The organism is Vibrio profundi (assembly GCF_043642225.1).
GTDB classification, from domain to species: Bacteria; Pseudomonadota; Gammaproteobacteria; order Enterobacterales; family Vibrionaceae; genus Vibrio; species Vibrio profundi_A.
Map to the genome: position 1 here is coordinate 51,611 of NZ_JBHZSF010000004.1, position 23,453 is coordinate 75,063.

Below are 23,453 nucleotides of genomic sequence, written 5' to 3' on the forward strand. Positions count from 1 at the left end.
TCAGTGAACCGTACAAAGAAGTCATGGATGCAATACAAAAACTTGGAGTTTAATGCATGTACAAGAATAAAATCACTCAGGCCCTTCTTCTAGGTGCTGGTTTGGCAGTGGCTGCCACTTCTACTACTTCTATCGCGGCTGACGTTCCAGCTGGTACAAAATTAGCAAAAGTTCAGGAACTTGTTCGTGGTAACGGTACTGAAGTTGCGACAATTGACCCTCACAAATCTCAAGGTGTACCAGAGTCTCACGTAATTCGCGACTTACTAGAAGGTCTAGTGAATCAAGATGCAGACGGCAACACTATTCCTGGCGTAGCTGAAAGCTGGGAAACGACAGACAACAAAACGTTCACTTTCCATCTACGTGAAGATGCTAAATGGTCTAACGGCGATCCTGTAACAGCAGGCGATTTCGTATTCAGCTTCCAACGTGCTGTAGATCCTGCTACTGCTTCTCCTTACTCGTGGTACATGGAATACACGAAGATGGTGAACGCGAAAGACATCATCGCGGGCAAAAAAGACAAAAGCGAGCTAGGTGTTAAAGCATTAGACGCACGTACGCTTGTTGTTGAACTCGAAACAGCTGTTCCTTACTTCGTAATGATGACTGGCCACACAACAATGAAACCTGTTCATAAAGGTACTGTTGAGAAGCACGGTGACCAGTGGACTAAGCCAGGTAACTTCGTAGGTAATGGCGCGTTCGTTGTAAACAACTGGGTTGTGAACGAGCGTCTAGAAATGGTACGTAACGAGAACTACTGGGATAACGACAAAACAGTTCTAAACAAAGTTACTTTCCTACCAATCGAAAACCAAGTAGCGGAAATGAACCGCTTCCTATCTGGTGAAATCGACTTTACTTCTACTCTTCCTACAGAGCACTTCAAGCGCTTGAAGAAAGAGCATGCAGAATCAGTTTCTGTTGAAGGTAGCCTATGTACTTACTACTACTCATTCAACACTAACAAAAAACCTTTCGATGACGTTCGTGTTCGTAAAGCGATCTCTTACGCAATCGACCGTGACATCGTATCAGGCGCTATCCTAGGCCAAGGCCAGAAGCCAGCTTACTTCCTAACTCCGGAAATCACAGCGAACTTCAACCCAGAAATGTCTAAGTACGGTACTCTATCTCAGAAAGAGCGTAACGCAGAAGCAGCACGTCTACTTGAAGAAGCAGGATACGGCAAAGGTAATCCTCTAGAGTTCACTCTTCTTTACAACACGAACGAAAACCACAAGAAAATTGCGGTAGCACTAGGTTCTATGTGGAAGAAGACACTAGGTCTTAAAGTTACTCTTGAAAACCAAGAGTGGAAAACTTACCTAGACTCTAAAGACCAAGGTGACTTCGAAGTTGCACGTGCTGGTTGGTGTGGTGACTACAACGAAGCATCTTCTTTCCTAACTCTTATGGTTAGTAAGAACACAACTGGTGGTCAACACTGGGGTAATGCTGAATACGATGCTCTAATCGAAAAAGCACTAAAATCTACTTCAGAAGAAGAGCGTACAGCTATCTACCTAGAAGCTGAAAAAATGATGGCAGACGACATGCCAATCGCTCCAATCTACCAGTACGTACGTTCACGTCTACTTAATCCGCAAGTTGGTGGTTTCCCAGCAAACAACGCGGAAGAGAAAATCTTCTCTAAAGATCTTTATATCAAGGCTCAGTAATCAACTAAGCTTAGATACCAAAAGTATATAAAAATAACGACTACAGACTCTGCATGTGCCTATTTGGTACATGTAGTGTCTTTCTAATTTTAATTGTCACAGACTGAAAGAGTGAGTTTATGCTTAAATTCATTATGAAACGGATATTTGAAGCGATCCCAACCATGTTGGTTTTGATCACTATATCTTTCTTTCTTATGCGTTTCGCACCGGGTAACCCGTTTTCAAGCGAGCGTCCATTACCGCCAGAAGTTATGGCTAACATCGAAGCTAAATATGGCTTAGATAAACCTGTATTTGAACAGTACACCACTTACCTGACCAATATTTTGCAAGGTGATTTTGGCCCGTCATTCAAATACCAAGATTACACCGTAAATGAACTAATTTCTGTCGCACTACCTGTTTCAGCGAAAGTTGGTTTCATTGCGTTTATCTTCACAGTTATCATGGGGGTAACGGTCGGAACCATTGCCGCCTTGAAGCACAATACCTGGGTCGACTACACCATTATGTCGACGGCGATGCTTGGGGTGGTTATGCCGTCCTTTGTATTAGCACCAGCGTTAATCTATCTGTTCTCACTGCACTGGAATATATTCCCAGCTGGTGGTTGGCATGGCGGCGGCTTTATCTACATAGTGTTGCCAGTAATTGCTATGTCACTACTATACGTTGCAACATTTGCTCGTATTACGCGTGGCTCAATGATCGAAACACTGAACAGTAACTTCATCCGTACTGCTCGTGCTAAAGGTCTTAGCTACCGTTACATCATCCTAAAGCATGCTCTTAAACCAGCTATGCTTCCTGTAGTTTCTTACATGGGTCCTGCTTTCGTAGGTATCATTACCGGTTCTGTTGTTGTTGAAACCATCTTTGGTCTACCAGGTATTGGTAAGCTATTCGTAAACGCAGCATTCAACCGTGATTACTCGCTAGTAATGGGTGTAACCATTTTGATTGGTTTCCTATTCATTTTATTCAACGCAATTGTTGATATTTTGCTGGCTGTAATTGACCCGAAAATTCGCTACTAACAGGGACGTATGGTTATGTTGACGAAAAAAGAAAACTTAGAAGCAATCGAGAAGTTCTCTGAGAACTTAGAAATTGAAGGTCGTAGTTTGTGGCAAGATGCGCGTATTCGTTTTATGCGTAACAAAGCTGCAATGATCAGCCTTTTCGTTCTTACTATTATGGTATTGGCCGTTATCTTCTTACCGATGCTGGCTCAATACACTTACGATGATACAGACTGGTATGCAATGCACGTTGGTCCAAACGCTGATCACTGGTTTGGTACCGATAGTTTAGGGCGTGACTTGTATGTTCGTACTCTAGTTGGTGGCCGTATCTCACTGATGGTAGGTGTAATGGGTGCATTCGTTGCGGTTCTTATCGGTACACTTTATGGTGCAGCTTCAGGCTTCATCGGTGGCCGTACTGACCGAGTAATGATGCGTATCCTAGAAATCCTATACGCGGTTCCATTCATGTTCCTAGTAATCGTGCTAGTAACATTCTTCGGTCGTAATATCGTACTTATCTTCGTAGCGATTGGTGCAATTGCTTGGCTGGACATGGCTCGTATTGTACGTGGTCAAACGCTAAGCTTACGTAGTAAAGAGTTCATTGAAGCAGCGCACGTTTGTGGCGTGAGCAAATGGAAGATCATTACTCGCCATATCGTTCCAAACGTACTAGGTATCGTAGCGGTTTACTCAACGCTATTGATCCCAAGCATGATTCTGACTGAATCATTCCTATCTTTCCTTGGTCTAGGTGTTCAAGAGCCGATGACTAGTTGGGGTGCATTGCTACAAGAAGGCTCGCAAACGATGGAAGTTGCTATTTGGCAACTGGCATTCCCTGCAGCGTTCATGGTAGTGACACTTTTCTGCTTCAACTATGTTGGTGACGGCCTGCGCGATGCGCTTGACCCTAAAGACAGATAATTATTAAAAGATTGAGGAAGCAATGATGAGCTTATTAGATGTCAAAGATCTGCGAGTCGAATTCACCACGCAAGATGGTATCGTAACCGCAGTAAACGATCTGAACTTCTCACTAAAACAGGGTGAAACCCTTGGTATTGTAGGTGAGTCGGGTTCAGGTAAATCTCAAACTGTATTTGCTTTAATGGGTCTACTGGCTAAAAACGGTATTATCTCAGGTAGCGCAAAGTTTGAAGGTAATGAAATCCTAAATCTGCCAGAAAAAGAGCTGAACAAAGTTCGTGCTGAGCAGATCGCAATGATCTTCCAAGATCCAATGACTTCGCTTAACCCATACATGAAGGTTAGCGATCAGTTAATGGAAGTACTGATGCTGCACAAAGGCATGGGTAAAGCGGAAGCATTTGAAGAATCGGTACGCATGCTTGAAGCGGTGAAAATCCCTGAAGCTCGCAAGCGTATTACCATGTACCCACATGAATTCTCTGGCGGTATGCGTCAGCGTGTAATGATCGCGATGGCGTTATTATGTCGTCCTAAGCTGCTGATTGCTGATGAACCGACAACCGCACTAGATGTAACGATTCAAGCACAAATCATGGAATTGCTAAACGAGCTGAAAGATGAGTTCAATACGGCAATCATTATGATTACTCACGACTTGGGCGTTGTAGCTGGTTCATGTGACAAGGTTCTAGTCATGTACGCAGGTCGTACAATGGAATACGGTACGGTAGATGAAATTTTCTATAAGCCAAGTCACCCATACGCGGAAGGTCTATTAAAAGCTATCCCGCGTTTGGATACAGAGGGTGAAATTCTGCCGACTATCCCAGGCAACCCACCTAACTTACTTCGTCTGCCAACAGGCTGCCCTTACCAAGAGCGTTGCCACCGTGTAGTAGACCGTTGTAAGCAAGAAGCACCAATCCTACAACCATTTGGTGATGGACGTCAGCGTGCATGTTTTTCTGATTGGGAGGCTTGGACAAAATGAGCGCAGTAGATAAATCACTTTTATTAGATATCAAAAATCTAAAAGTACACTTCAGCATTGCAGCGAAATCTGCATGGCCTTGGTCTAAGCCGTCGAACCTTAAAGCGGTAGATGGTGTTGATGTTCACCTATATGAAGGTGAAACACTAGGCGTTGTAGGCGAATCTGGTTGTGGTAAATCAACGTTTGCACGTGCAATCATTGGTTTAGTAGAAGCAACGGAAGGCGAAGTAATGTGGTTAGGGCAAGACCTAACTAAAATGGAAGAAATTCAACGTCGTGAAACTCGTAAAGAGATTCAGATGATCTTCCAAGACCCACTGGCTTCGCTTAACCCTCGTATGTCTGTTGGTGACATCATTGCAGAGCCTCTAGAGACTTTCTATCCAGAGCTTTCTAAGCAGGAAGTAAAAGACAGAGTTAAAGAGATGATGGCGAAGGTTGGTCTACTTCCTAACGTTATCAACCGTTACCCACACGAATTCTCAGGTGGTCAATGTCAACGTATCGGTATCGCGCGAGCGCTTATCTTGCGTCCAAAGATGATCATCTGTGATGAGCCAGTATCAGCACTAGACGTATCGATTCAAGCTCAGGTAGTAAACCTTCTGAAAGAACTGCAAAAAGAGCTAGGCTTAAGCTTAGTATTCATTGCGCATGACCTTTCAGTAGTGAAACATATCTCTGACCGTGTTTTAGTAATGTACCTAGGTAATGCAGTGGAACTTGGTGAAGCGGAAGCTTTATTCGCTGATCCAAAACACCCATACACGAAAGCACTGATGTCTGCGGTTCCAATTCCAGATCCTAATCTGGAAAGAAACAAAGAAATTCAAATGCTAGAGGGTGATCTGCCGTCACCAATCAAACCACCATCTGGGTGTGTTTTCCGTACTCGTTGCCCACAAGCAACAGAAGCATGTGCGCAGAACAAGCCTAAGATCCAAGGTAGTGATGTTCACGCAGTATCTTGCTTGCATGTAGAAGTGTAATCTCCAAAACACTTCAATAATTCAGCCTGTGACGGGCTTAAGCGCGACTCCATTAGGATCGCGCTTTTTTTGTGCCTTTCGAGTGAGGGGGGCTAAATAGATTCTAATAGTGATGCAACAGTGAACTATTTTGATTTTAAATGTAGTTTAAGTGAATTAATATTCAAAAAATCTTGTGCATAAGCTTTTTATCGATATAATCACCGGAAAAGCAAAGTTATTCACTATAAGTGGATTTTAAGTCATCTAGGGAGCAGTCAGATGAGCGAAACAATTTTTACACAAGAAAACCACAAAGCGAGCCGGAACATCTTGGTATTTGCCATTCCGTCATTACTAGGTTTGTTTTTCTTCCTTGCACCACTAAGTATTGATGGGAAGTTCACCTTCCCATTAGCCTTGTTAGCGAAAGGTTTTAAAAGCATTTTAGGTGAAGCGATTCTACCTACGGTAGCAGCCGTTATTTGCTTTTCTGCGGTAGCTTCTATTATTGCTACTATCCTTAAGCCAGCATTCATTATTAACTCTAAACTTTTAACCAGACTGTTTGTTCTCACTCCTGTGTGGCTAGTGATTCGTGCATTGGGTGCAATTTTTACGCTAGTCGCGCTACATCAGATTGGTCCTGAAATGATTTGGAACGGGAATACTGGCGGCCTGGTTCTCAATGATCTGCTTCCTTCTTTGTTTGTGACTTTCTTTTTTGCAGGTTTATTGCTTCCACTATTACTTAACTTTGGCTTGCTCGAGCTATTAGGAACCCTGCTGAGTAAATTCATGCGTCCAGTATTTCGTCTTCCTGGCCGTGCAGCCATTGACTGTATGTCTTCTTGGTTAGGTGATGGTACGGTAGGCGTAATTCTCACAAGCAAGCAGTACGAAGATAAAAAATACACTGCGCGTGAAGCAGCAGTCATTGCGACAATGTTCTCGCCAGTCGGTATTTCATTCTCACTGGTTGTACTGACTCAAGTTGGTCTACAAAATTACTTTGTTCCTTTCTACCTAGCGATTTGTTTGTCTGGTGTGTTGGCTGCAATGGTTATTCAGTTTTTACCACCGCTTTCTTACAAGAAAGACTTGTATATTGATGGTACAAAACCAAATCGTGATGACGAGCTAGTACCTGAAGGGCAATCTATATTCGGGTTTGGGTTTAAACTGGCGCTTCAAAGAGCGAATCAAGTAAAGAGTTTTGGTTCAGTGGCGAAAGAAGGCATTCACAACGCATTAGATATGGTGCTATCGGTACTGCCTGTCGTCATGGCGGTAGGTACATTAGGTCTAGTTGTTGCAGAAACGACACCGCTGTTTTCCATTTTAGGTACTCCGTTTGTTCCTTTACTAGAAGCGTTAAATGTACCTGATGCACAAGCTGCGGCACAAACGATGTTGGTTGGTTTTACTGATATGTATGTACCTTCGATCATTGCAGCTTCGTCTATTGATGCGGATATGACAAAGTTTATTGTCGCGGCGCTATCAGTAACACAATTAATTTTTATGGCAGAAACAGGCTCAGTAATTTTAAGCAGCAAGGTGCCAATTAACTTCTTTGAGTTGGTGGCGATTTTCTTATTGCGTACTTTGGTTACCTTGCCTGTTATCGTGATGATTGCCCATTGGATCTTCTAATATCTAAAGTCTAACTTCTAACTTCATTCCAGCCCGTTGAAATAACGGGCTTTTTTTGCGCTCCGAAATAATCGGTATATCATTCTAAAAATTGATGATATTCCTCGCAAAAACATATAAAATCACTTCAAATTTTATATAGGTATGACCAGTCCAATAATCATTTTCAATGACCGAACGATCGCAGCCTCATAGTGGTTTTACAACTATCGAACTCATTATCTCGATTTTACTGCTCTCAGTTATCTCTGTAGTGGCGTATTCCCGCATACCTGCCATATCTGATTACGCGATCGATTCTTATTGTGAAACGTTGAAGTCGGGTGTGCGAAGAGTACAAACACAAGCAATGTTTGATGTTGCTTCAAGTGGGGCGTATCAAGTTATTTCTACCGAGCATGAAGTGAAATGGAATAACGACACTTTGCTACTGAACGACAATGAAAGCTGTATTGGCCCAATGTGCAGCACATTAATCCGTATTACCGAAGAAGACATGAATCGGGGACTGCAAATTACCACTACGAGTATTGAGTTTGACAGCTTCGGAAGGTTGGTCAGCACGGCTGAACCTTCCGTGTCGTTTGAATTGTCAACCGGAGACAACCAGTCGAAGCAAGTAACGGTTTACTCAGAAGGGTATGTTGATGGCTGTGACTAGGCATTTAGGCTTCTCCCTGATCGAGAACGTTATAGCGATATGCTTGATGGGGCTGCTCATGATCAGCTTCTCAAGTTTACTGGCTCCGCAAGCGGTACAAACGGCGGATACGTTAACCCAACAGCGTTATTCTCAGATAGCGACATTGCTACTTCAAGAAATGTATTCTCGCCCCTTCGATGAACAAAATATCGATAGCGTAGAACGCTGCGATGAAGACAGTTGTTCTGCTTTGGACTCCTTTGGCCAAGGTCAAGATGAGGGGGAGCAAGCGAACGAAAGTGGAATCTTGATTCGTGATGACTTTGACGATTACGCCACCAATGGTTCTTTTGAACCGATCACTAGCTTTGGACTCGGGTTTGTAGGGCCGTATCAAGACTTCGAAGTGCGAGTTGACGTTGAATATGTTGATGATAGTTGGTCTGCGGTCACTTCAGGTGCTACGCCTACAAAACATGCCATTATCACCTTAAGAAAGGGCGCGATTACGGAAACTCAGTTTGATGCTTATAGGAGCAACTACTAAATGAGCCAATCGCGTGGATTCACTCTTATCGAGATGATCGTCAGCTTGACGATGCTTGGTATCTTATCTTTGGGGTTAATGAATTTTGGAGTGTCTAGTTCGACTTTATACGTTGAATCTAAGCATCGCATATCGGCATTAGAAGAAGCTCGTTTTGTATTAACTCGATTTCAACGTGAACTTGCCAACTCCGTACCGCTGAGCGCAAGAACTTTGAGCGATGGCCGTTGCTTAGAATACTTATCGCTAGAATATGTGGCTGAATATAACCCAGACAGTATTGAACTGAGCGTTGATGGGCAAAGTACATCAATAGGTTTAATGCATCCGATTAATGATGAACTTGACGTATGTACAGTGCGTACTGACTCGCCTTGCCTCATTTCCATTTATCCAAGCAGTAGCGACGAGCTGTATTTAGGTGGTGATACAGGTAGCCAAATATATTCACTCAACCGAGTGGAAAGCGGCGCCATTGTTATTAATGAACCTATTCTTACTCGACCATTTAGCCCTTCGAATCGCCTGTTTGTCTATTTGCCTGAAGCGAATCAATTCTGTATCGAAGAAAGTGAAATCCAATTTTACCGAAACTATGCCTTAGATTCGGCAGGCGATGGCCTGAATAACCAGCAAGCGTCTCATACGTTTGCGAGTGGTGTCGTAGAAGACCAAAGCCTTTTTAGCCTAGGGGTTGATAGTACTTATTCGAATACCGCAAGCATCCAATTTTCTTTAAGTGTTAATAACAGTTCTGAGTTTGTGGAGTTCATGCAAAATGCACAGATCCTCAATAGCCACTAGTAAACAAACTGGCGCGGCGATTTTAATGATCTTGTTTACTACGATCATTGTCGCGCTTTTTTCCGTCCGTCTTATGTCGATGAATGTACAGGCAACCCACGCCAACACCTTTGAGACAATGAGTACTCGGGCCTATTGGGCGGCGCGTTCGGTGTTGGAAAGCGCGGTATACCAATACGTGCCGTTAGATGGAGAGCCGACGCAAGAATGTCCGGTAATCTCGGCGGGAAGTGCGTTCCCACAATGTTCATTTGTTCTTGGTTGTGAAGCTAATGGGGACGCAACGATTGTCAATGTGGTCGCGACGTGTGCTGATGACTCATACCGCGTTAGCCGCCGAATGGAAGTAGAGGTGAGAAGTGCTGCGACTAATTAGTATTATTGCGTTATTGATGAGTGCATGTTCAGTAGCATACGCCGAAAGCCACGCGCGTTTTTCTCAATCGTTACAGCCAAATATACGTAATTTTTCGTCTATTCGAGGGTGGGATGAGCCGCATGTCGATTATTTTAGCCAAGAAGGCTTTCAGATCTGTCCATCATGGGCCAGTTATCGGATTGTATTACACCGAGATACTAAAAAGTCGAGTAAAAGGTTCCAATTTGATTTTAATCTTCCAGAAGGTTTATCCATTGAAAGTGTTCAAGGGGACTATCGCCTCAATTCATTAACTCGTAACGGTTCGTCTATATCCGGCTCTATTCACCCTCGATACCTCTACGCGGTCATTACAGTTAATGTTAACGATGCGTCAGTAGATATTAATGACTACGTCAGTATATCTGGGATTAATTCATACGCGAGTAAACATATTTACTTACGCAAAGATTGCAACGCCGCAAGTGCGACGATTTCAGGTACCGTTTATGAAGATTACAATTATTCTGGTGGCTTGAGTACCTACGACAGCAGTATGCACGAGCTAGCGAATGTTGAAGTTGATCTTATAGAAGAATCTCGCGGTGTTGTTAAGTCGAAGCGGACAAACTCTAATGGGTTTTATGAATTTGAAAACCTAGATGAGGGGCGTTATTACGTAAGAGCGAATAACATCGACTCGCTCCCTTCATATCGAGATAATAACCGTGCACAATGTAGTGATAATCGCTGTAAAGCAGTGTTGGTGTCGCCTTGGGTTTCTAAAGTTCACCAAACGGCGTGGTTTGATGTCACTGGTTCCACAGTGATCAATCTCGGTATTAACTACAATGCTGTGATCAACACTGAAGATGATGGTGCCGGTTCATTAAGACAAGTGCTGAAAAACCTAAGTTATCTCAGTAATGACAGTTGGTTGGAGCAGACGTGTAAATACTGCGAAGGTGGCAAAGATAACGTCATTTTTGCTTTGAATACTCTTTCTCAGCGCGTTATCACGTTGAACTCTCCTTTGAATACGTCGCCGAACCTTAATGGGCAGGACGAAACCTATGTTGATGCGCGTGATTTGAATATTACCATTCAAAATGATGACAACGGTCTCTACAGCGATGATTATGGTTTTCACGTGACTCGCTCGTCTGATACTCGAATCTCTGGCTTTGAGATTAACGGGTTTTACAACGGAATTTTTATCGAAGATTGCTCGGATTCTGATTGCGACATCGAGATTAGCCATAACACCATCACCGACTCTTATCACAGTGCAATCGTGCTTGATGATGCTGATGACAACGATATCTATGAGAACGTTATCGATAATGCGTTTAAGGGATCTAGTGATCACAACAACGCCTCAGCTATATTGCTGCAAGGGACGGGGGAGTGCACGGCACATGAACCGGGTGGTTGTGATTATTGGAAGAATGGCTCTTCAGACAATGATATTGAAAGGAATACGATTAAAAACACCGCCAAAGGCAATACTAATCTCGCTTTCTTAGATACTTACCCGCCATCAGGTATTCGTGTTTACCAAGGTTGGGAGAATGAGTTTTCTAAAAATACCTATTTAAACAACATCGGTATTTCAATTGATTTGATGACTGGGACCTTATTTGGCGTTGTCGAACCCAATGATGGAGTCTATCGAAACGATCACCCTCATGATGGCATTGATCATCCAATTATCACTGGCTACGTGATTAGTGGCAATGTTCTTGAGGTAGAGGGGTTTATAGGGCAAGACGGCCCAAGCAATGTATTTGATGACTTTGAAATAGAGCTTTATACCGCGGAAAGCAATCTTCTTGGGCAAACGCAAGGTGAGTACTTTCTCGGTGAGTGTGAAGATGACGACCTAACTCACGACTTTGATAATGGCCGTTTTGCTTGTCGCGTTGATATCAGCGATAGCGATTTTGAAAATGGTGATGGGCTGACGGCGATAGCTATCGATGACGAGGATAACACTTCCGAGTTTGGTAACGCATATTGGGGACAGTCTGAGTTTGACTACGGCGATGCACCAAATGAAGACTTAGGAACCGGTTGGGAAACCACAACCTTTCCTGTCATGAAAGCGGATAACGGTGCTCGTCATGGTGTGGTTGATGGTATCGCATTGGTCCCGGATTCATGGGCGTCGACTGTTTTTCACAATAGTTCGGAGAGTGATGGTCAGCCTTCACGTTTCGCTGACGCGGATAACTCTGACGACGGTGTCGAGTTCAATTCAAACAATTCAGAAGTGAATCAATCGTCATTGCCTGTATTGGTCACTGGGTATATTGATGCTCAGGGTAACGAGCAAAACTTTAACAACGAAATAGTAGTAAGAGCCTCCGCTGCTGGGTATGTATCTATCTGGTTGGATAAAAACCAAGACGGTAGTTGGAGTGAATTTGAGCGTAACCGTTTACCGGTGTCGGAAAAAATTGTAGATCGAGAGCCGGTATCAGCAGGGGAGAACCGATTCACCGTTAACCTTTCCGCCTATGATGTTCATGGTGAGAGCTGGGTTAGAGTTCGTTACTCAACCCACGTTGGCGCGATTCATGAGCCAACAGGTCAAGCTCTAGATGGCGAAGTAGAAGATTATCGGGTCTGGATTGCCGCTCCGTCTATGGGTATCGCCGGGTGTGAGGCGGGTTTACAAAATGGCTCGTTTGAACATTTCTATGTAGAAGAAAATCACAACGGTTGGGATACGCCTGAAAGCTCGGTTGCAGGGTGGTCGATTGTTCAACAAGATCCAAGCTTAAACCCTCACTCTGAGCCGTACGGTCAGCGCCGAAACCATATCGAGTTCAACCGCTATAACCAATATGTTCACGAACCATCGTCCGACTTATCCGATAACGTAGCGGAAATGAACGTATATCACCCAACCATTATGTATCAAGACATAGTGACGAATCCGGGTGACAAAATTCGTTGGAGCTTTGATTATTCCAATCGAACTTACCCAGATAGTGTGGAAGACGATCAAATCTCTTTGTTGTTTGGTTCTCCAGATACAGATTTGAATGAAGAAGCCTTGATAAATGGTACTGACTCTTGGCAAAACCACACCGGAGTTTACCAAGTACCAGAAGGGCAGCGAATCACCAGAATCGCTTTCAGAGGTAACGAGCCAGCTTTTTCATCCGCCGGTAATATTCTTGATAATGCTAAATTTGGCTGTGAAGTTGGGGTAGATTTCGGCGATCTTCCTGAAAGCTATCGTCAACAAACCTCCACCAGTAGAATCGTTTCCCCTGACTTATACATAGGCAATGAACCTGCAGATACCGAGACGCAACACTTAGCATCGGATTTAGCGAAAGGCGACGATATTGACGGTTTCAATGATGAGTTAACTTTTAACAGCCCTGTGATTGTGAAGAAAGGGGAAACGGTATCGATTTCTGGTATCCCCGTGATGAACAGTACGGGCGCCAATGTAGAGATGATGGGCTATCTGGATGTATTGGAGCCAAACGCTTCAGTGTTTAGTCGCAGTGAAGAGTCAGCAGTATTGGTGGTGCCTCACTCGGAAAGCATACAAAGTGCGACGCTCACTTGGACATTTACCTCTAATGACTTAAAGCAATGGACAACGGAGAACCAAATCTACCTGCGATTAGTGTTAGGTGGCTCTGAAACTGGTATTGGCGAAGTAGAAGACCACTTAGTTTACAACTTAGATGAAGAGATGCCGCCATCCCCCGGTCGTTGTGATGGTTTTATTCAAGTCAAAGAGCCTCAAGGCAGCAGTACCTACCAATATGCGAAATGGAAAGCCATTGGTGGGCAAATTGATATAGACGTTATCAATTCAAGTTTGGATGTCGATGCCTTAAAGGCGGTAGGTGTTAATCAAACCGATGGCTTTACTTATGGGGTTGGAACCGATGGTGGCACCGATCATAAGTTGTATATTGCTACTCAGGAAAATAATGCGGAGTTTACTGAACTTGCGGACCTGAGAGCGGTAGCTGATGGCGTGTACATTCGAACTAAAGACGGCGACCAATTTACGTTCATGCAGGGTGAGGTATTAAACTCAGAGAAAAGCAGAGATGGTTCGGGTGGCAAGAAGCTAGGAAGAGCCAATTCTGGTGATGTGAGCCCAAATGGGAAGTTCATGATTATAGGACGCCCCGGCTGGCATTCGTTAGTAAGAATTGATTTGCTTACTGGCGCGTTTGATACGATTCAGCTGACGCTTCCCGATGGCGAAGGCACCCCTTGGAGTGCTGACTTTGCTTTTGATTTATCAGACTCAGACCAATTTATTTATGGGCTAAGTAGAGCGTTGGATAAGCTCTACAAAATTTCAATTGTTGATGGTACCTTCACTGAAATAGCGCTGACGTTAAAGCTGTCTTCGGAAGTGGATGAAACATATCCAGAGTGGCCAAGAGAAGATGATAAAGGGAAGCTAGCGTCCGGCGGATTTGGGATCAACAAGGGAGGCGTGTTATTCGCCATGACGAATGGTGGTATCCACGATCTTAACCAAGATGGAGTGATTTCTGACAGCGAGGACTTTGCAACCACAGCCCTATATTCAATTGATATTGATCGCGCAGAAATACGCTTTGAAATGAAAGGGAAAGAGAGCCAAACCAGCAGTAACGATGCTGGTGGCTGTGCGATTCATGCCGATTTTGGTGACGTTCCAATGCTACTCGAAGGGGACAACCCTGCTCGCCATTTAGGTACTAACCTGTCCTTAAAGCTCGGCGAATCATGGTCAGCCGATCTTGGCCCTGGAGATGATGCAGACGCTGACGCTGATTTCTCAGATGATGGGGTGAAGGTTGAAAATAGCCTTGGTGAAACTGTAGATCTAAAGGATCAGCTGCTGATGCCGGGCCATTCTTATCAATTGGTTATTACAAGCCACGGGGCTGGTCGGGTATCTAAATGGGTGAGCTGGGATGGCAGTAGTTGGAATGAACTAGCGGATAATATCTTATCGATCCCTCAGAACGCTACGCGAGGTTATTTACGTGTCCGTTATAGCTCTGTTGCTCTGGATTCTCCGTACGGAGAGGCTATTGATGGTGAAGTAGAAGATTACGCGCTAAATGTTGGTAATGAAGTAAAAGCCATGACGGTTCATGCGCCAACCGCACCCTTAACCTGTGAAGTCGCGGAATATCTAGTGACGCTAGATGTTGATGGCGACAAGCTTTCTAACGATGTCCATGTGGAACTGAGCTTTGAAGATGCTCCTTCACAATGTTGGTTTGACGCTAAATCGTTTAACCGTACAGAGCTTACGGAGACAGCCCAATGCGCTTCTGATACTCGAACCTTGACTTTCGAATCAGGAGGTGAACTCAGCAGAACGGTTTGGGTTGCCACCGATTCAGAGCTTTCGCCAATCAAGTTAGTCGCTAAAGAAACGGATTTAGGCGAAGCGGCGGGATCGGCTGTATTTTCTAAAGAAGGATTTACCATCTCACCTGTGAACCCGCCTGAACATTATAAAGCAGGCGAGGCATTTAAGTTAAAAGTAGAACGTAAAATTGCTTTAGAAAGCTCCCGTTGTACGGTAGATCCTGACTATCAGGGGGCACAAGAGTTTAAGTTTAACTATGACCATGGCACTGAAAATTACAAAGGTGACTTGTTCATCAAAGATCAAAGTATTACGTCTGATACGCCTGTTTCTTTACAGTTCGAATCTGGGGTGAGCGAAGACATTATCGCGAAGTATTTTGAGTCAGGCTTTTTTAATCTTTCGGCGAAATATATTCCTGAGCAAGGGCGAGAGAAAAACGCTGGTTTGGTGACCTCTTTGCATTTCAAGCCTTATGCCCTTGTTGTTGATAGCGTATATCTAACGCAAGACTCCAATGTGGTGGATAACGAGGATGTTGATACGTATTTTGTGCCTGCAGGGTCTGAATTTACGGTTGATGTGCTGGCGGTTGCTGCAGGGCATAGCCGTTCGGTTTCCAAAGTGACACGTAACTTCAATGCGAACCTGACGGATGGAAATGGCGTTAGTGCCAAGGTCGTCACGCCAACGTCAATAGTTGGTAGTAGCGCATCAGACTTTTCTTCAACAGATGTGAGTGCTCAGTTTACCGAAGGTCAACTATTAGCGCGCTATCTCTATCGTAATGTAGGGGCCATTGATGCTCGGTGGGAAGTGGATAGTTATGGCAGTAGCGGACTTTCTAGTTTCCTTAATACTGATGCGAGCGTTGAGAACGGAGGGCGTAGCGGCGTCATCGGTCATTTCTATCCTGACGCATTTAAAGTGACGAGCTCCAACTTCTCGACTGGTGTAACCAAAGCTAATTCAGAGGAAGAATGGACATACTATGGGCAACCTAATGTCGACCTCACCGTAGCACTTGATGCCATAGGGGCGGGAGGGGCTAAGCTTTCATTTTATGATTCGAATCACTGGCTAGGGACGGTGTTTGCAACTCAGGATGATTTGGTGACTCTTTCACACGATATTTGCCGTGAAGGAAAATTTGCGTTAAATGGCAAGAACTATGGGGTAAGCGGCAATGCTTGTGACTTTGAGAGCAGTTGGCTTAGTGGTGCGCTGAGTATCAATGTGAGCGATGCGCAATTTGTTCGTGACGATAATGAATCAGGTCGAACAGCGCTCACGGATATTCAAGCGAGCTTGATTGATCAAGAGTTCCGCTATGTTGAAGCAGAAGTTCCAGATGAGTTTACGTCAGGAGCGTTGAATTTTGGCCAGTTGTTGGATGTGCGTTATGGGCGATTAGTATTGCAAAACGTAGCTGGGCCGATTGAACAATATCTGCCAATGCGTATTCAAGCTCAGTATTGGACACAAAATGGATTCCAAGTGAATGACTGGCATTCGGAAAGCTCATTGTCTGCGTTTGGAGACTTTGCAGCGATTGAAAGCTTGAACCCGGTAGCGAACAACCCGGAGAACACGATTCCTGTTATCGGTGCGGACTCTCTCTCTGTTAGCGAAGTATCATTGGGGCAATCGACCACCACGATTGCAGGCTCTGCAGCCGGTTATGTAGAAGTCCCGTTTGTTTTTAGTGGGCAAGTCGACCGTTGGTTGGGATATTGTTGGAAAGTGGATGCTGACGATAGCACTGAAGTTCCAAGCGAATGTGGCAGCGAAGCAAGCTACCAACAGCCGCCATCGGCAGTCGCGACATTCGGTACCAGCAAAGGCTCCGACAATATTATTTATATCATGGAGAGGTTCAACTAACGGACTTCTTCAAATAATTTGAACAACTAAGCCAACTTATTCTAGTTAAGAATACGTTGGCTTTTTTTTATATTTAATCTCACAGAACAGTTAAGAATATTACGTGGGAGAGCGCGATGGGTAAGCTAGTTGAAGGTGTGTGGCAAGACGTATGGTATGACACAAAAAGCAGCAACGGGAAATTTGTTCGTGAAGATGCAGGCTTTAGAGAATGGATTGAAGATCGTGCTGATGCTAAGTATCAACCGGAAAGTGGTCGATATCACTTATACGTATCGCTCGCTTGTCCTTGGGCCCACCGCACGCTGATCTTTAGAGAACTGAAAGGCTTAGCTGAACATATTGATGTCACAGTTGTGTGTCCCGATATGATGAATGAAGGCTGGCAAATGGGCTTACCTGAGCCACTATTTGGTCATACTCGCATGCATCAAATTTACACCCAAGCAAAGTCGGATTACACAGGTCGAGTGACGGTGCCTGTTCTATGGGATAAAAAAACGAACTCTATTGTAAGTAATGAATCGTCGGAGATCATTCGTATGTTCAACTCGGCATTCAATGAGCTAACGAGGAATGAAGACGATTACTACCCGCAAGCACTCCGCCGAAAAGTTGATGAATGGAATGATTTCATCTATCCAAATATCAACAATGGTGTATACCGTTGTGGTTTCGCAACGACGCAGGAAGCGTACGAAGAAGCTTACGATTCTCTTTTTGACGCTTTGGATAAAGTGGACGCACATCTTGCGGAAAGCCGCTACTTAGCTGGCGATAAAATTACGGAAGCTGATTGGCGCTTATTTACGACGTTAATTCGGTTTGATGCTGTTTACGTTGGTCATTTCAAATGTAATAAACAGCGAATTGAAGACTACACCCATATCCAGGGTTACTTAAAAGAGCTTTACCAGATCCACGGTATCAAAGAGACGACGGATTTTTATCATATCAAGCGTCACTACTATTACAGCCATACAGGTATCAATCCGACTCAGGTTGTGCCGAAGGGGCCTGAGCTAGATCTTGATACACCGCATGGACGTAATGAGTTAAGCTAATATCACTTGATTTCTTCCATTTAATTTCGCTTGATATAGCGCTTTATCAGTTTGTTGAAGTGCTGTATCAACGCTATGTTCAGAAAGAGATAAAGGAACTAACCCTCCACTAATCGTCACGTTTAGTGAATGTTCGTTGTTGTGAATTATGTTCTTTTCAATAGATTTACGAATCATCTCACTGAAGTGAAAAGCACTGTTTACATCTGATGCTTCAAATACAATACAAAACTCCTCACCACCAACACGATACAGTTTATCCGAGCCTGCTGTTTCTTGGATCACCTCGCATGTAGATTTGAGAACCGTATCTCCACAACTATGTCCGTAACTATCGTTTATTTTTTTAAAGTGATCTAAGTCGAAATGGAACAAATAGAGGTTATGTAGGTCGGCTAACTCATTGTTCGCGTCATGCAGTAGGCACAGCCGATTTTTGGCCTCGGTTAGAGAGTCCGTGAGTGCTAGAGTTTGGAGGTCATGTTGAACCCGTTCTCTTACTTCTTCATAAGCAAATGAAATGATCCATACAGTTATATAAGGCAGAGAAAAATTAAGAAACGCAAAAGGATTGGTTTGGACGTGGTTTTGATTCACGACAGTTAAGCAAGTAACCAGAACTGCCAAGGTTAAGAGAGAGCCAACATAGCGATTGAAAAAAAGGTGATACAAAAGTGGTAAACAGAATGTCCACAAAATAAGTGCAGAGGACGCTTTTGTAACGGTCAATCCATACATAATGATAAATGTAAAAAAGGCTGCGATGCTTGGGTAGTGCCAACTTCTAGTGCTATTTTTCTTACTTTCAATCAATACGTAAAAGCAGAACAGTGAGAAAACCAATTCAATAGCTGCGAAAATATGTGCACCGATGTGAAGGTAGTTAAGGCCTGATAAACCAAGTGAGATAACACCGAGAGTCAAACAAGCAACGGTAAGAACTTGATTTTTTTGGGTACTGGTAGATGGCAGCATAGATTGTATGATGAGTTATTGGTAACCAAATACTAACAACTAAACTCGGAAAAATCTCTAATATACCTATTTTTTAGTCAGTGGTAGTGTTGAGCTAATTTGGACAAATAGATTAGTACAAATAAAAAACCCTCGCGAATGGCGAGGGTTTAGTATAGTAGAAAGGGTAATTAGTTAATTACTTTTTCTTCAGCTTGTGCAGCTTGGTCTGCTTGGATAGCCGTTAGAGCTACTGTGTAAACGATATCGTCTACTAGAGCGCCACGAGACAAGTCATTTACTGGCTTGCGCATACCTTGAAGCATTGGACCGATAGACACTAGGTCTGCTGAACGCTGTACAGCTTTGTAAGTCGTGTTACCCGTGTTTAGGTCTGGGAATACGAATACTGTCGCTTTACCCGCAACTGGAGAGTTAGGCGCTTTAGAAGCGGCTACGTTTTCCATGATTGCTGCATCGTACTGTAGAGGACCGTCGATCACTAGATCAGGACGTTTCTCTTGAGCAATCTTAGTCGCTTCACGTACTTTATCTACGTCTGCACCCTTACCAGATTCACCAGTAGAGTAAGAGATCATAGCAACGCGTGGGTCGATACCGAATGCCGCAGCAGAATCTGCAGATTGGATAGCGATTTCAGCAAGCTGTTCAGCTGTTGGATCTGGGTTGATCGCACAGTCACCGTATACAAGAACTTGATCAGGCAGAAGCATGAAGAAGATTGAAGATACGATAGAAGCATCAGGAGCAGTCTTGATGATCTGGAACGGAGGAACGATAGTGTTCGCCGTTGTGTGAACAGCACCAGAAACTAGACCGTCAACCTCACCAGCTTCAAGCATCATAGTACCTAGGAATACTGAATCTTCTAGCTTCTCACGAGCTACAACTTCAGTCATACCTTTAGCGCCACGAAGTTCTACTAGACGAGCTACGTAGTTTTCGCGAACTGATGCAGAATCGATGATTTCAACGCCAGCGCCAAGCTCAACGCCTTGCTGCGCTGCAACGCGGCGGATTTCTTCAGGGTTACCAAGAAGTACACACGTTGCGATACCGCGCTCAGCACAGATAGCCGCAGCTTTCACTGTACGTGGCTCATCACCTTCAGGAAGGACGATGCGCTTAGCCGCTTTACGAGCGAATTCAGTTAGCTGGTAACGGAATGCTGGTGGGCTTAGACGACGGATACCTTGAGTACCTTCAGATAAAGAATCAATCCAAGGGCCATCGATGTGGCTTGCAACGTGATCGTTAACGAACTCGATACGCTCTTTATCGTCTGCAGGAACTTCTAGGTTGAAGCTCTGTAGGTTAAGAGACGTTTGCCAAGTGTTACCTTGCGCTTTGAAGATCGGTAGACCTGAAGCGAACGCTGGCGCACATAGGTTAGCAATGCTTTCTGGAATGTCGTAACCGCCAGTAAGTAGGATTGCGCCAATCTCAACACCGTTTTTCGCAGCAAGAGCCGCAGCAACGATAACGTCAGGACGATCTGCGGAAGTAACTAGCAGTGAACCTGGTTTAAAGTGCTCAATCATGTGCGGCAGTGAACGTGCACAGAAAGTGATGCTCTTAATACGACGAGTCGCGATTTCACCTTCGTTGATGATTTCAGCGTTAAGGTGTTTAGCCATATCAACCGCACGAGTTGCGATTAGGTCGATGCTCCATGGCACACAGCCAAGAACACGGATAGGGCTAGAGTTGAAGATTTGCATTACTTCAAGGTTCGCTTGCTGAGCAGTATCTGCATCGTCGAAGATTTCAGATAGGTCAGGGCGAGTACGGCCAGCTTCGTCAACAGGAGCGTTAAGCTTGTTGATGATCACGCCTTTAATGTTCTTGTTCTTAGTACCGCCGAAGTTAGAACATGCTACTTCAATACGCTCTTTAAGTTGCGTAGGATTGTCAGTACCAGGAGTCGCAACGAATACGATCTCCGCGCCAAGTGTTTTCGCGATTTCGGCGTTCACTTGGTTAGCAAATGGGTGCTTACGAGTAGGAACTAGGCCTTCGATAAGTGTTACTTCTGCGTCTTTGTTGATTTTGTTGTATTGCTCAACAACAGACTCTAGAAGTACGTCCATCTTCTCGCTACCGATCAGCGTTTCAGCTTGAGTCATTGCAATTGGCTCACCAATCTTAATGTCGCTGTTAGTACCGATAATGGTAGAAGTTAGATCTGGTTGGTTGCCGCCGCTACGAGGTTGAGCGATTGGCTTGTAGAAAGAAACACTAACGCCTTTGCGCTCCATTGCGCGAAGAACACCCATGCTAACACTAGTAAGACCAACACCAGCGCTAGTAGGGATAAGCATAATAGTACGGGACATGTACGGAGTACCTTTGACTATTTGATAAAAAAGCTCAACACCGTATTCCTGTCGGGCAATACCTTAGGAAAGGAATAGGAGTTGAGCCCCACTTCTAATTAAGAAACAGGCCAGCTTCTAAGAAGCTAGCCTGTGAATCAATTAAAGACCTGCTAGACGTGCAGTGTCTTCAGCAATTACTAGCTCTTCGTTAGTAGAGATAACCATTGCAGGGATGCGGCTGTCCGCAGTAGTGATCACACCTTCGCCGCCGAAACGAGCTTTAAGGTTAGCTTCACCGTCAACTTCGATGCCGAAGATACCAAGACGGTTAAGAACTAGTTCACGGATTGGAGCACCGTTCTCACCGATACCGCCAGTGAATACGATAGCATCTAGACGACCTTCTAGAGTTGCAGTGTAACCAGCGATGTATTTCGCTAGACGGTGACACATTACGTCCATTGCGCGAGTTGCTGCTTCTTCTTTACCGTAGTTGTCTTCAACGAAACGACAGTCTGGAGAAACTGCAGTCAGACCAGCTAGACCAGACTCTTTAGTCAGCATGTCGTTGATCTCTTTAACTGAGTAACCTAGAGAGTCGTGTAGGTGGAAGATGATCGCAGGATCGATGTCACCACAACGAGTACCCATTACTAAACCTTCAAGAGGAGTGAGACCCATAGAAGTGTCTACAGATTTGCCGTTCTTGATTGCACATACAGAAGCGCCGTTACCTAGGTGACAGTTGATGATGTTAACTTCGTCAGCTGGCTTGCCTAGTTGCTCAGCAACTTCGCGAGCGATGAATAGGTGAGAAGTACCGTGCATGCCGTAACGACGGATGCCGTGCTCTTTGTACAGGTTGTACGGTAGAGCGTATAGGTAAGACTCTTGAGGCATAGTTTGGTGGAATGCAGTATCAAATACAGCAGACATTGGTAGGCTTGGGAAAGCTTTTTGAGCAGCTTTAATACCGATGATTGCAGCTGGGTTGTGAAGAGGTGCAAGTGCTGCACAGTCTTCGATACCTTTAAGTACGTCTTCAGTGATAAGAGCAGATTGAGTGAATTTCTCGCCGCCGTGTACAACACGGTGACCAACTGCTGCTAGGTTTTCAGCAAGTTCTGGCTTAGAAGCAAGAATAGTTTCTACCATGAACGCTAGCGCTTCTTCGTGAGCTGCACCGTTACCCAGTTGAGCTTCGTGCTTACCATCAAGTTTCCACTTGATACGAGCTTCAGGAAGGTGCAGACACTCTGCAAGACCTGTTAGATGCTCGTCGCCGTTTTGTGCGTCAACAACAGCAAATTTAAGAGAAGAACTACCGCAGTTTAAAACTAAAACTAGCTTAGACATGAATGACTACCTATGTATTTGTCTGATAAATATCAGTTAAGGGTGAAAATCAATCACAAGAATAGTAGAGCGTAGGAGCTTTCGTACTAATCTTGGTCAAAAAAACATTAATTTCCATATAGTGAGAAGCATCTTTTTACACAAAAAGTGCCTGTGCAATCCTTGCAGAAGTCTTCACAGTGTTGCGTTAATTGAAAATAACGGCAACAATGAGATTGAGGTCTGCAAATAATAGCGATATTGTGCAAATATAACAAAAAAATTTGAAAGAATATTATTTTTCGTCAATTTTTTGCGATTTTAGTTGATGTATTCAACTTTTTTTTAGTGAGAGAGTCGTATGAGTAATAAAGTAGGGTTATCTGTTAGCTTAAAGGATGGTCAGAAGTACATGGACCTTTGGCCTGTACGTAAAGAACTGAATGCGATCTTCCCTGAACAACGCATTATCAAAGCCACCCGTTTTGGTATCAAAGTTATGCCAGCCATTGCGGCTATTAGTGTTCTTACGCAAATGGCATTCAATAACTATCAAGCTATGCCACAAGCTGTGGTTGTTGCTTTATTTGCGATTAGCATGCCTTTACAAGGTATTTGGTGGTTGGGCAATCGTTCCAACACTGTACTGCCTCCTGCTCTTGCTTCTTGGTATCGAGAACTCCACCAAAAAATTGTTGAGTCAGGCTTTGCCCTTGAACCAATGAAAGCTAAGCCAAGATACAAAGAACTCGCAGCGATTTTGAACCGGGCTTTCCGCCAACTCGATAAGTCGGCAATGGAGCGCTGGTTTTAGTCTCCCTTGCAGCAATCCCGTTACGATTCGATAAAATAGGGAATAAGTCGATTGACTCCACTTGTTCCCTAATAGAATAACCTCG

At 44.1% G+C, this 23,453-nt stretch carries 16 protein-coding genes; 13 read left to right on the plus strand and 3 right to left on the minus strand.

Going from position 1 to position 23,453, the window contains the following annotated elements; all coding sequences use genetic code 11:
* Positions 1-56: 56 nt before the first annotated feature.
* The 12 genes from ACHUFI_RS08615 to ACHUFI_RS08670 all read left to right on the plus strand — a co-directional run bounded on the left by ACHUFI_RS08615 (position 57) and on the right by ACHUFI_RS08670 (position 17,926).
* Positions 57-1,688, plus strand: a complete 1,632-nt coding sequence (locus ACHUFI_RS08615) for an ABC transporter substrate-binding protein (RefSeq protein WP_394248191.1) — start codon at positions 57-59, stop codon at positions 1,686-1,688.
* A 119-nt stretch (positions 1,689-1,807) separates the two neighbouring features.
* The gene (oppB, locus tag ACHUFI_RS08620; protein ID WP_394248193.1) at positions 1,808-2,728 is read left to right on the plus strand and encodes an oligopeptide ABC transporter permease OppB; all 921 of its coding nucleotides are present in this window, start codon (positions 1,808-1,810) and stop codon (positions 2,726-2,728) included.
* 15 nt (positions 2,729-2,743) lie between these two features.
* The gene (oppC, locus tag ACHUFI_RS08625) at positions 2,744-3,646 is read left to right on the plus strand and encodes an oligopeptide ABC transporter permease OppC (RefSeq protein ID WP_394248195.1); all 903 of its coding nucleotides are present in this window, start codon (positions 2,744-2,746) and stop codon (positions 3,644-3,646) included.
* A 25-nt stretch (positions 3,647-3,671) separates the two neighbouring features.
* Positions 3,672-4,643: an ABC transporter ATP-binding protein gene (oppD, locus tag ACHUFI_RS08630; protein WP_167494685.1), complete on the plus strand. Its 972-nt coding sequence runs from the start codon at positions 3,672-3,674 to the stop codon at positions 4,641-4,643.
* On the plus strand, positions 4,640-5,635 hold the full coding sequence (oppF, locus tag ACHUFI_RS08635) for a murein tripeptide/oligopeptide ABC transporter ATP binding protein OppF (RefSeq protein ID WP_394248197.1): 996 nt from the start codon (positions 4,640-4,642) through the stop codon (positions 5,633-5,635). Before oppD ends, oppF begins: the two co-directional genes overlap by 4 nt.
* A 261-nt stretch (positions 5,636-5,896) precedes the next feature.
* Entirely contained in the window at positions 5,897-7,270 is a 1,374-nt protein-coding gene (locus tag ACHUFI_RS08640) for a YjiH family protein (protein WP_394248199.1), read from the plus strand.
* A gap of 169 nt (positions 7,271-7,439) precedes the next feature.
* Positions 7,440-7,931 carry a prepilin-type N-terminal cleavage/methylation domain-containing protein gene (locus ACHUFI_RS08645; protein ID WP_394248201.1) on the plus strand — a complete coding sequence of 164 codons (492 nt, stop codon included), beginning with the start codon at positions 7,440-7,442 and terminating at the stop codon, positions 7,929-7,931.
* Entirely contained in the window at positions 7,918-8,460 is a 543-nt protein-coding gene (locus ACHUFI_RS08650) for a type IV pilus modification PilV family protein (protein WP_394248203.1), read from the plus strand. The genes ACHUFI_RS08645 and ACHUFI_RS08650 overlap by 14 nt, the downstream gene beginning before the upstream one ends.
* Complete coding sequence (locus ACHUFI_RS08655; RefSeq protein WP_394248205.1) at positions 8,461-9,264, plus strand: PilW family protein; 804 nt, start codon at positions 8,461-8,463, stop codon at positions 9,262-9,264.
* The gene (locus ACHUFI_RS08660) at positions 9,239-9,640 is read left to right on the plus strand and encodes an MSHA biogenesis protein MshP (protein ID WP_394248207.1); all 402 of its coding nucleotides are present in this window, start codon (positions 9,239-9,241) and stop codon (positions 9,638-9,640) included. The genes ACHUFI_RS08655 and ACHUFI_RS08660 overlap by 26 nt, the downstream gene beginning before the upstream one ends.
* Positions 9,624-16,862: a DUF6701 domain-containing protein gene (locus ACHUFI_RS08665; protein ID WP_394248209.1), complete on the plus strand. Its 7,239-nt coding sequence runs from the start codon at positions 9,624-9,626 to the stop codon at positions 16,860-16,862. The genes ACHUFI_RS08660 and ACHUFI_RS08665 overlap by 17 nt, the downstream gene beginning before the upstream one ends.
* Positions 16,863-16,978: 116 nt before the next feature.
* Positions 16,979-17,926 (plus strand): glutathione S-transferase family protein, encoded by a 948-nt coding sequence (locus ACHUFI_RS08670; RefSeq protein WP_394248210.1) that lies wholly within the window; start codon positions 16,979-16,981, stop codon positions 17,924-17,926.
* On the opposite strand, the gene ACHUFI_RS08675 is transcribed toward ACHUFI_RS08670, so the two are convergent.
* From ACHUFI_RS08675 to ACHUFI_RS08685, 3 genes are all read right to left on the minus strand, one after another.
* The gene (locus tag ACHUFI_RS08675; protein ID WP_394248211.1) at positions 17,918-18,901 is read right to left on the minus strand and encodes a GGDEF domain-containing protein; all 984 of its coding nucleotides are present in this window, start codon (positions 18,899-18,901) and stop codon (positions 17,918-17,920) included. The genes ACHUFI_RS08670 and ACHUFI_RS08675 overlap by 9 nt on opposite strands.
* A gap of 170 nt (positions 18,902-19,071) precedes the next feature.
* Complete coding sequence (gene pta, locus ACHUFI_RS08680) at positions 19,072-21,237, minus strand: phosphate acetyltransferase (protein ID WP_394248212.1); 2,166 nt, start codon at positions 21,235-21,237, stop codon at positions 19,072-19,074.
* Between the two features lie 141 nt (positions 21,238-21,378).
* Positions 21,379-22,575: an acetate kinase gene (locus tag ACHUFI_RS08685; RefSeq protein WP_394248213.1), complete on the minus strand. Its 1,197-nt coding sequence runs from the start codon at positions 22,573-22,575 to the stop codon at positions 21,379-21,381.
* A 340-nt stretch (positions 22,576-22,915) separates the two neighbouring features.
* Between ACHUFI_RS08685 and yfbV the strand changes: the two genes are divergently transcribed.
* Positions 22,916-23,368, plus strand: coding sequence for a terminus macrodomain insulation protein YfbV (gene yfbV, locus ACHUFI_RS08690; protein WP_394248214.1), 453 nt, complete (start codon positions 22,916-22,918; stop codon positions 23,366-23,368).
* Positions 23,369-23,453 lie beyond the last annotated feature (85 nt).

Coding starts and splice junctions, on each gene's coding strand:
- ACHUFI_RS08615 (WP_394248191.1), top strand. CDS start 57: ATGTACAAGAATAAAATCACTCAGGCCCTTCTTCTAGGTGCTGGTTTG.
- oppB (WP_394248193.1), top strand. CDS start 1,808: ATGCTTAAATTCATTATGAAACGGATATTTGAAGCGATCCCAACCATG.
- oppC (WP_394248195.1), top strand. CDS start 2,744: ATGTTGACGAAAAAAGAAAACTTAGAAGCAATCGAGAAGTTCTCTGAG.
- oppD (WP_167494685.1), top strand. CDS start 3,672: ATGAGCTTATTAGATGTCAAAGATCTGCGAGTCGAATTCACCACGCAA.
- oppF (WP_394248197.1), top strand. CDS start 4,640: ATGAGCGCAGTAGATAAATCACTTTTATTAGATATCAAAAATCTAAAA.
- ACHUFI_RS08640 (WP_394248199.1), top strand. CDS start 5,897: ATGAGCGAAACAATTTTTACACAAGAAAACCACAAAGCGAGCCGGAAC.
- ACHUFI_RS08645 (WP_394248201.1), top strand. CDS start 7,440: ATGACCGAACGATCGCAGCCTCATAGTGGTTTTACAACTATCGAACTC.
- ACHUFI_RS08650 (WP_394248203.1), top strand. CDS start 7,918: ATGGCTGTGACTAGGCATTTAGGCTTCTCCCTGATCGAGAACGTTATA.
- ACHUFI_RS08655 (WP_394248205.1), top strand. CDS start 8,461: ATGAGCCAATCGCGTGGATTCACTCTTATCGAGATGATCGTCAGCTTG.
- ACHUFI_RS08660 (WP_394248207.1), top strand. CDS start 9,239: ATGCACAGATCCTCAATAGCCACTAGTAAACAAACTGGCGCGGCGATT.
- ACHUFI_RS08670 (WP_394248210.1), top strand. CDS start 16,979: ATGGGTAAGCTAGTTGAAGGTGTGTGGCAAGACGTATGGTATGACACA.
- ACHUFI_RS08675 (WP_394248211.1), bottom strand. CDS start 18,901: ATGCTGCCATCTACCAGTACCCAAAAAAATCAAGTTCTTACCGTTGCT.
- pta (WP_394248212.1), bottom strand. CDS start 21,237: ATGTCCCGTACTATTATGCTTATCCCTACTAGCGCTGGTGTTGGTCTT.
- ACHUFI_RS08685 (WP_394248213.1), bottom strand. CDS start 22,575: ATGTCTAAGCTAGTTTTAGTTTTAAACTGCGGTAGTTCTTCTCTTAAA.
- yfbV (WP_394248214.1), top strand. CDS start 22,916: ATGAGTAATAAAGTAGGGTTATCTGTTAGCTTAAAGGATGGTCAGAAG.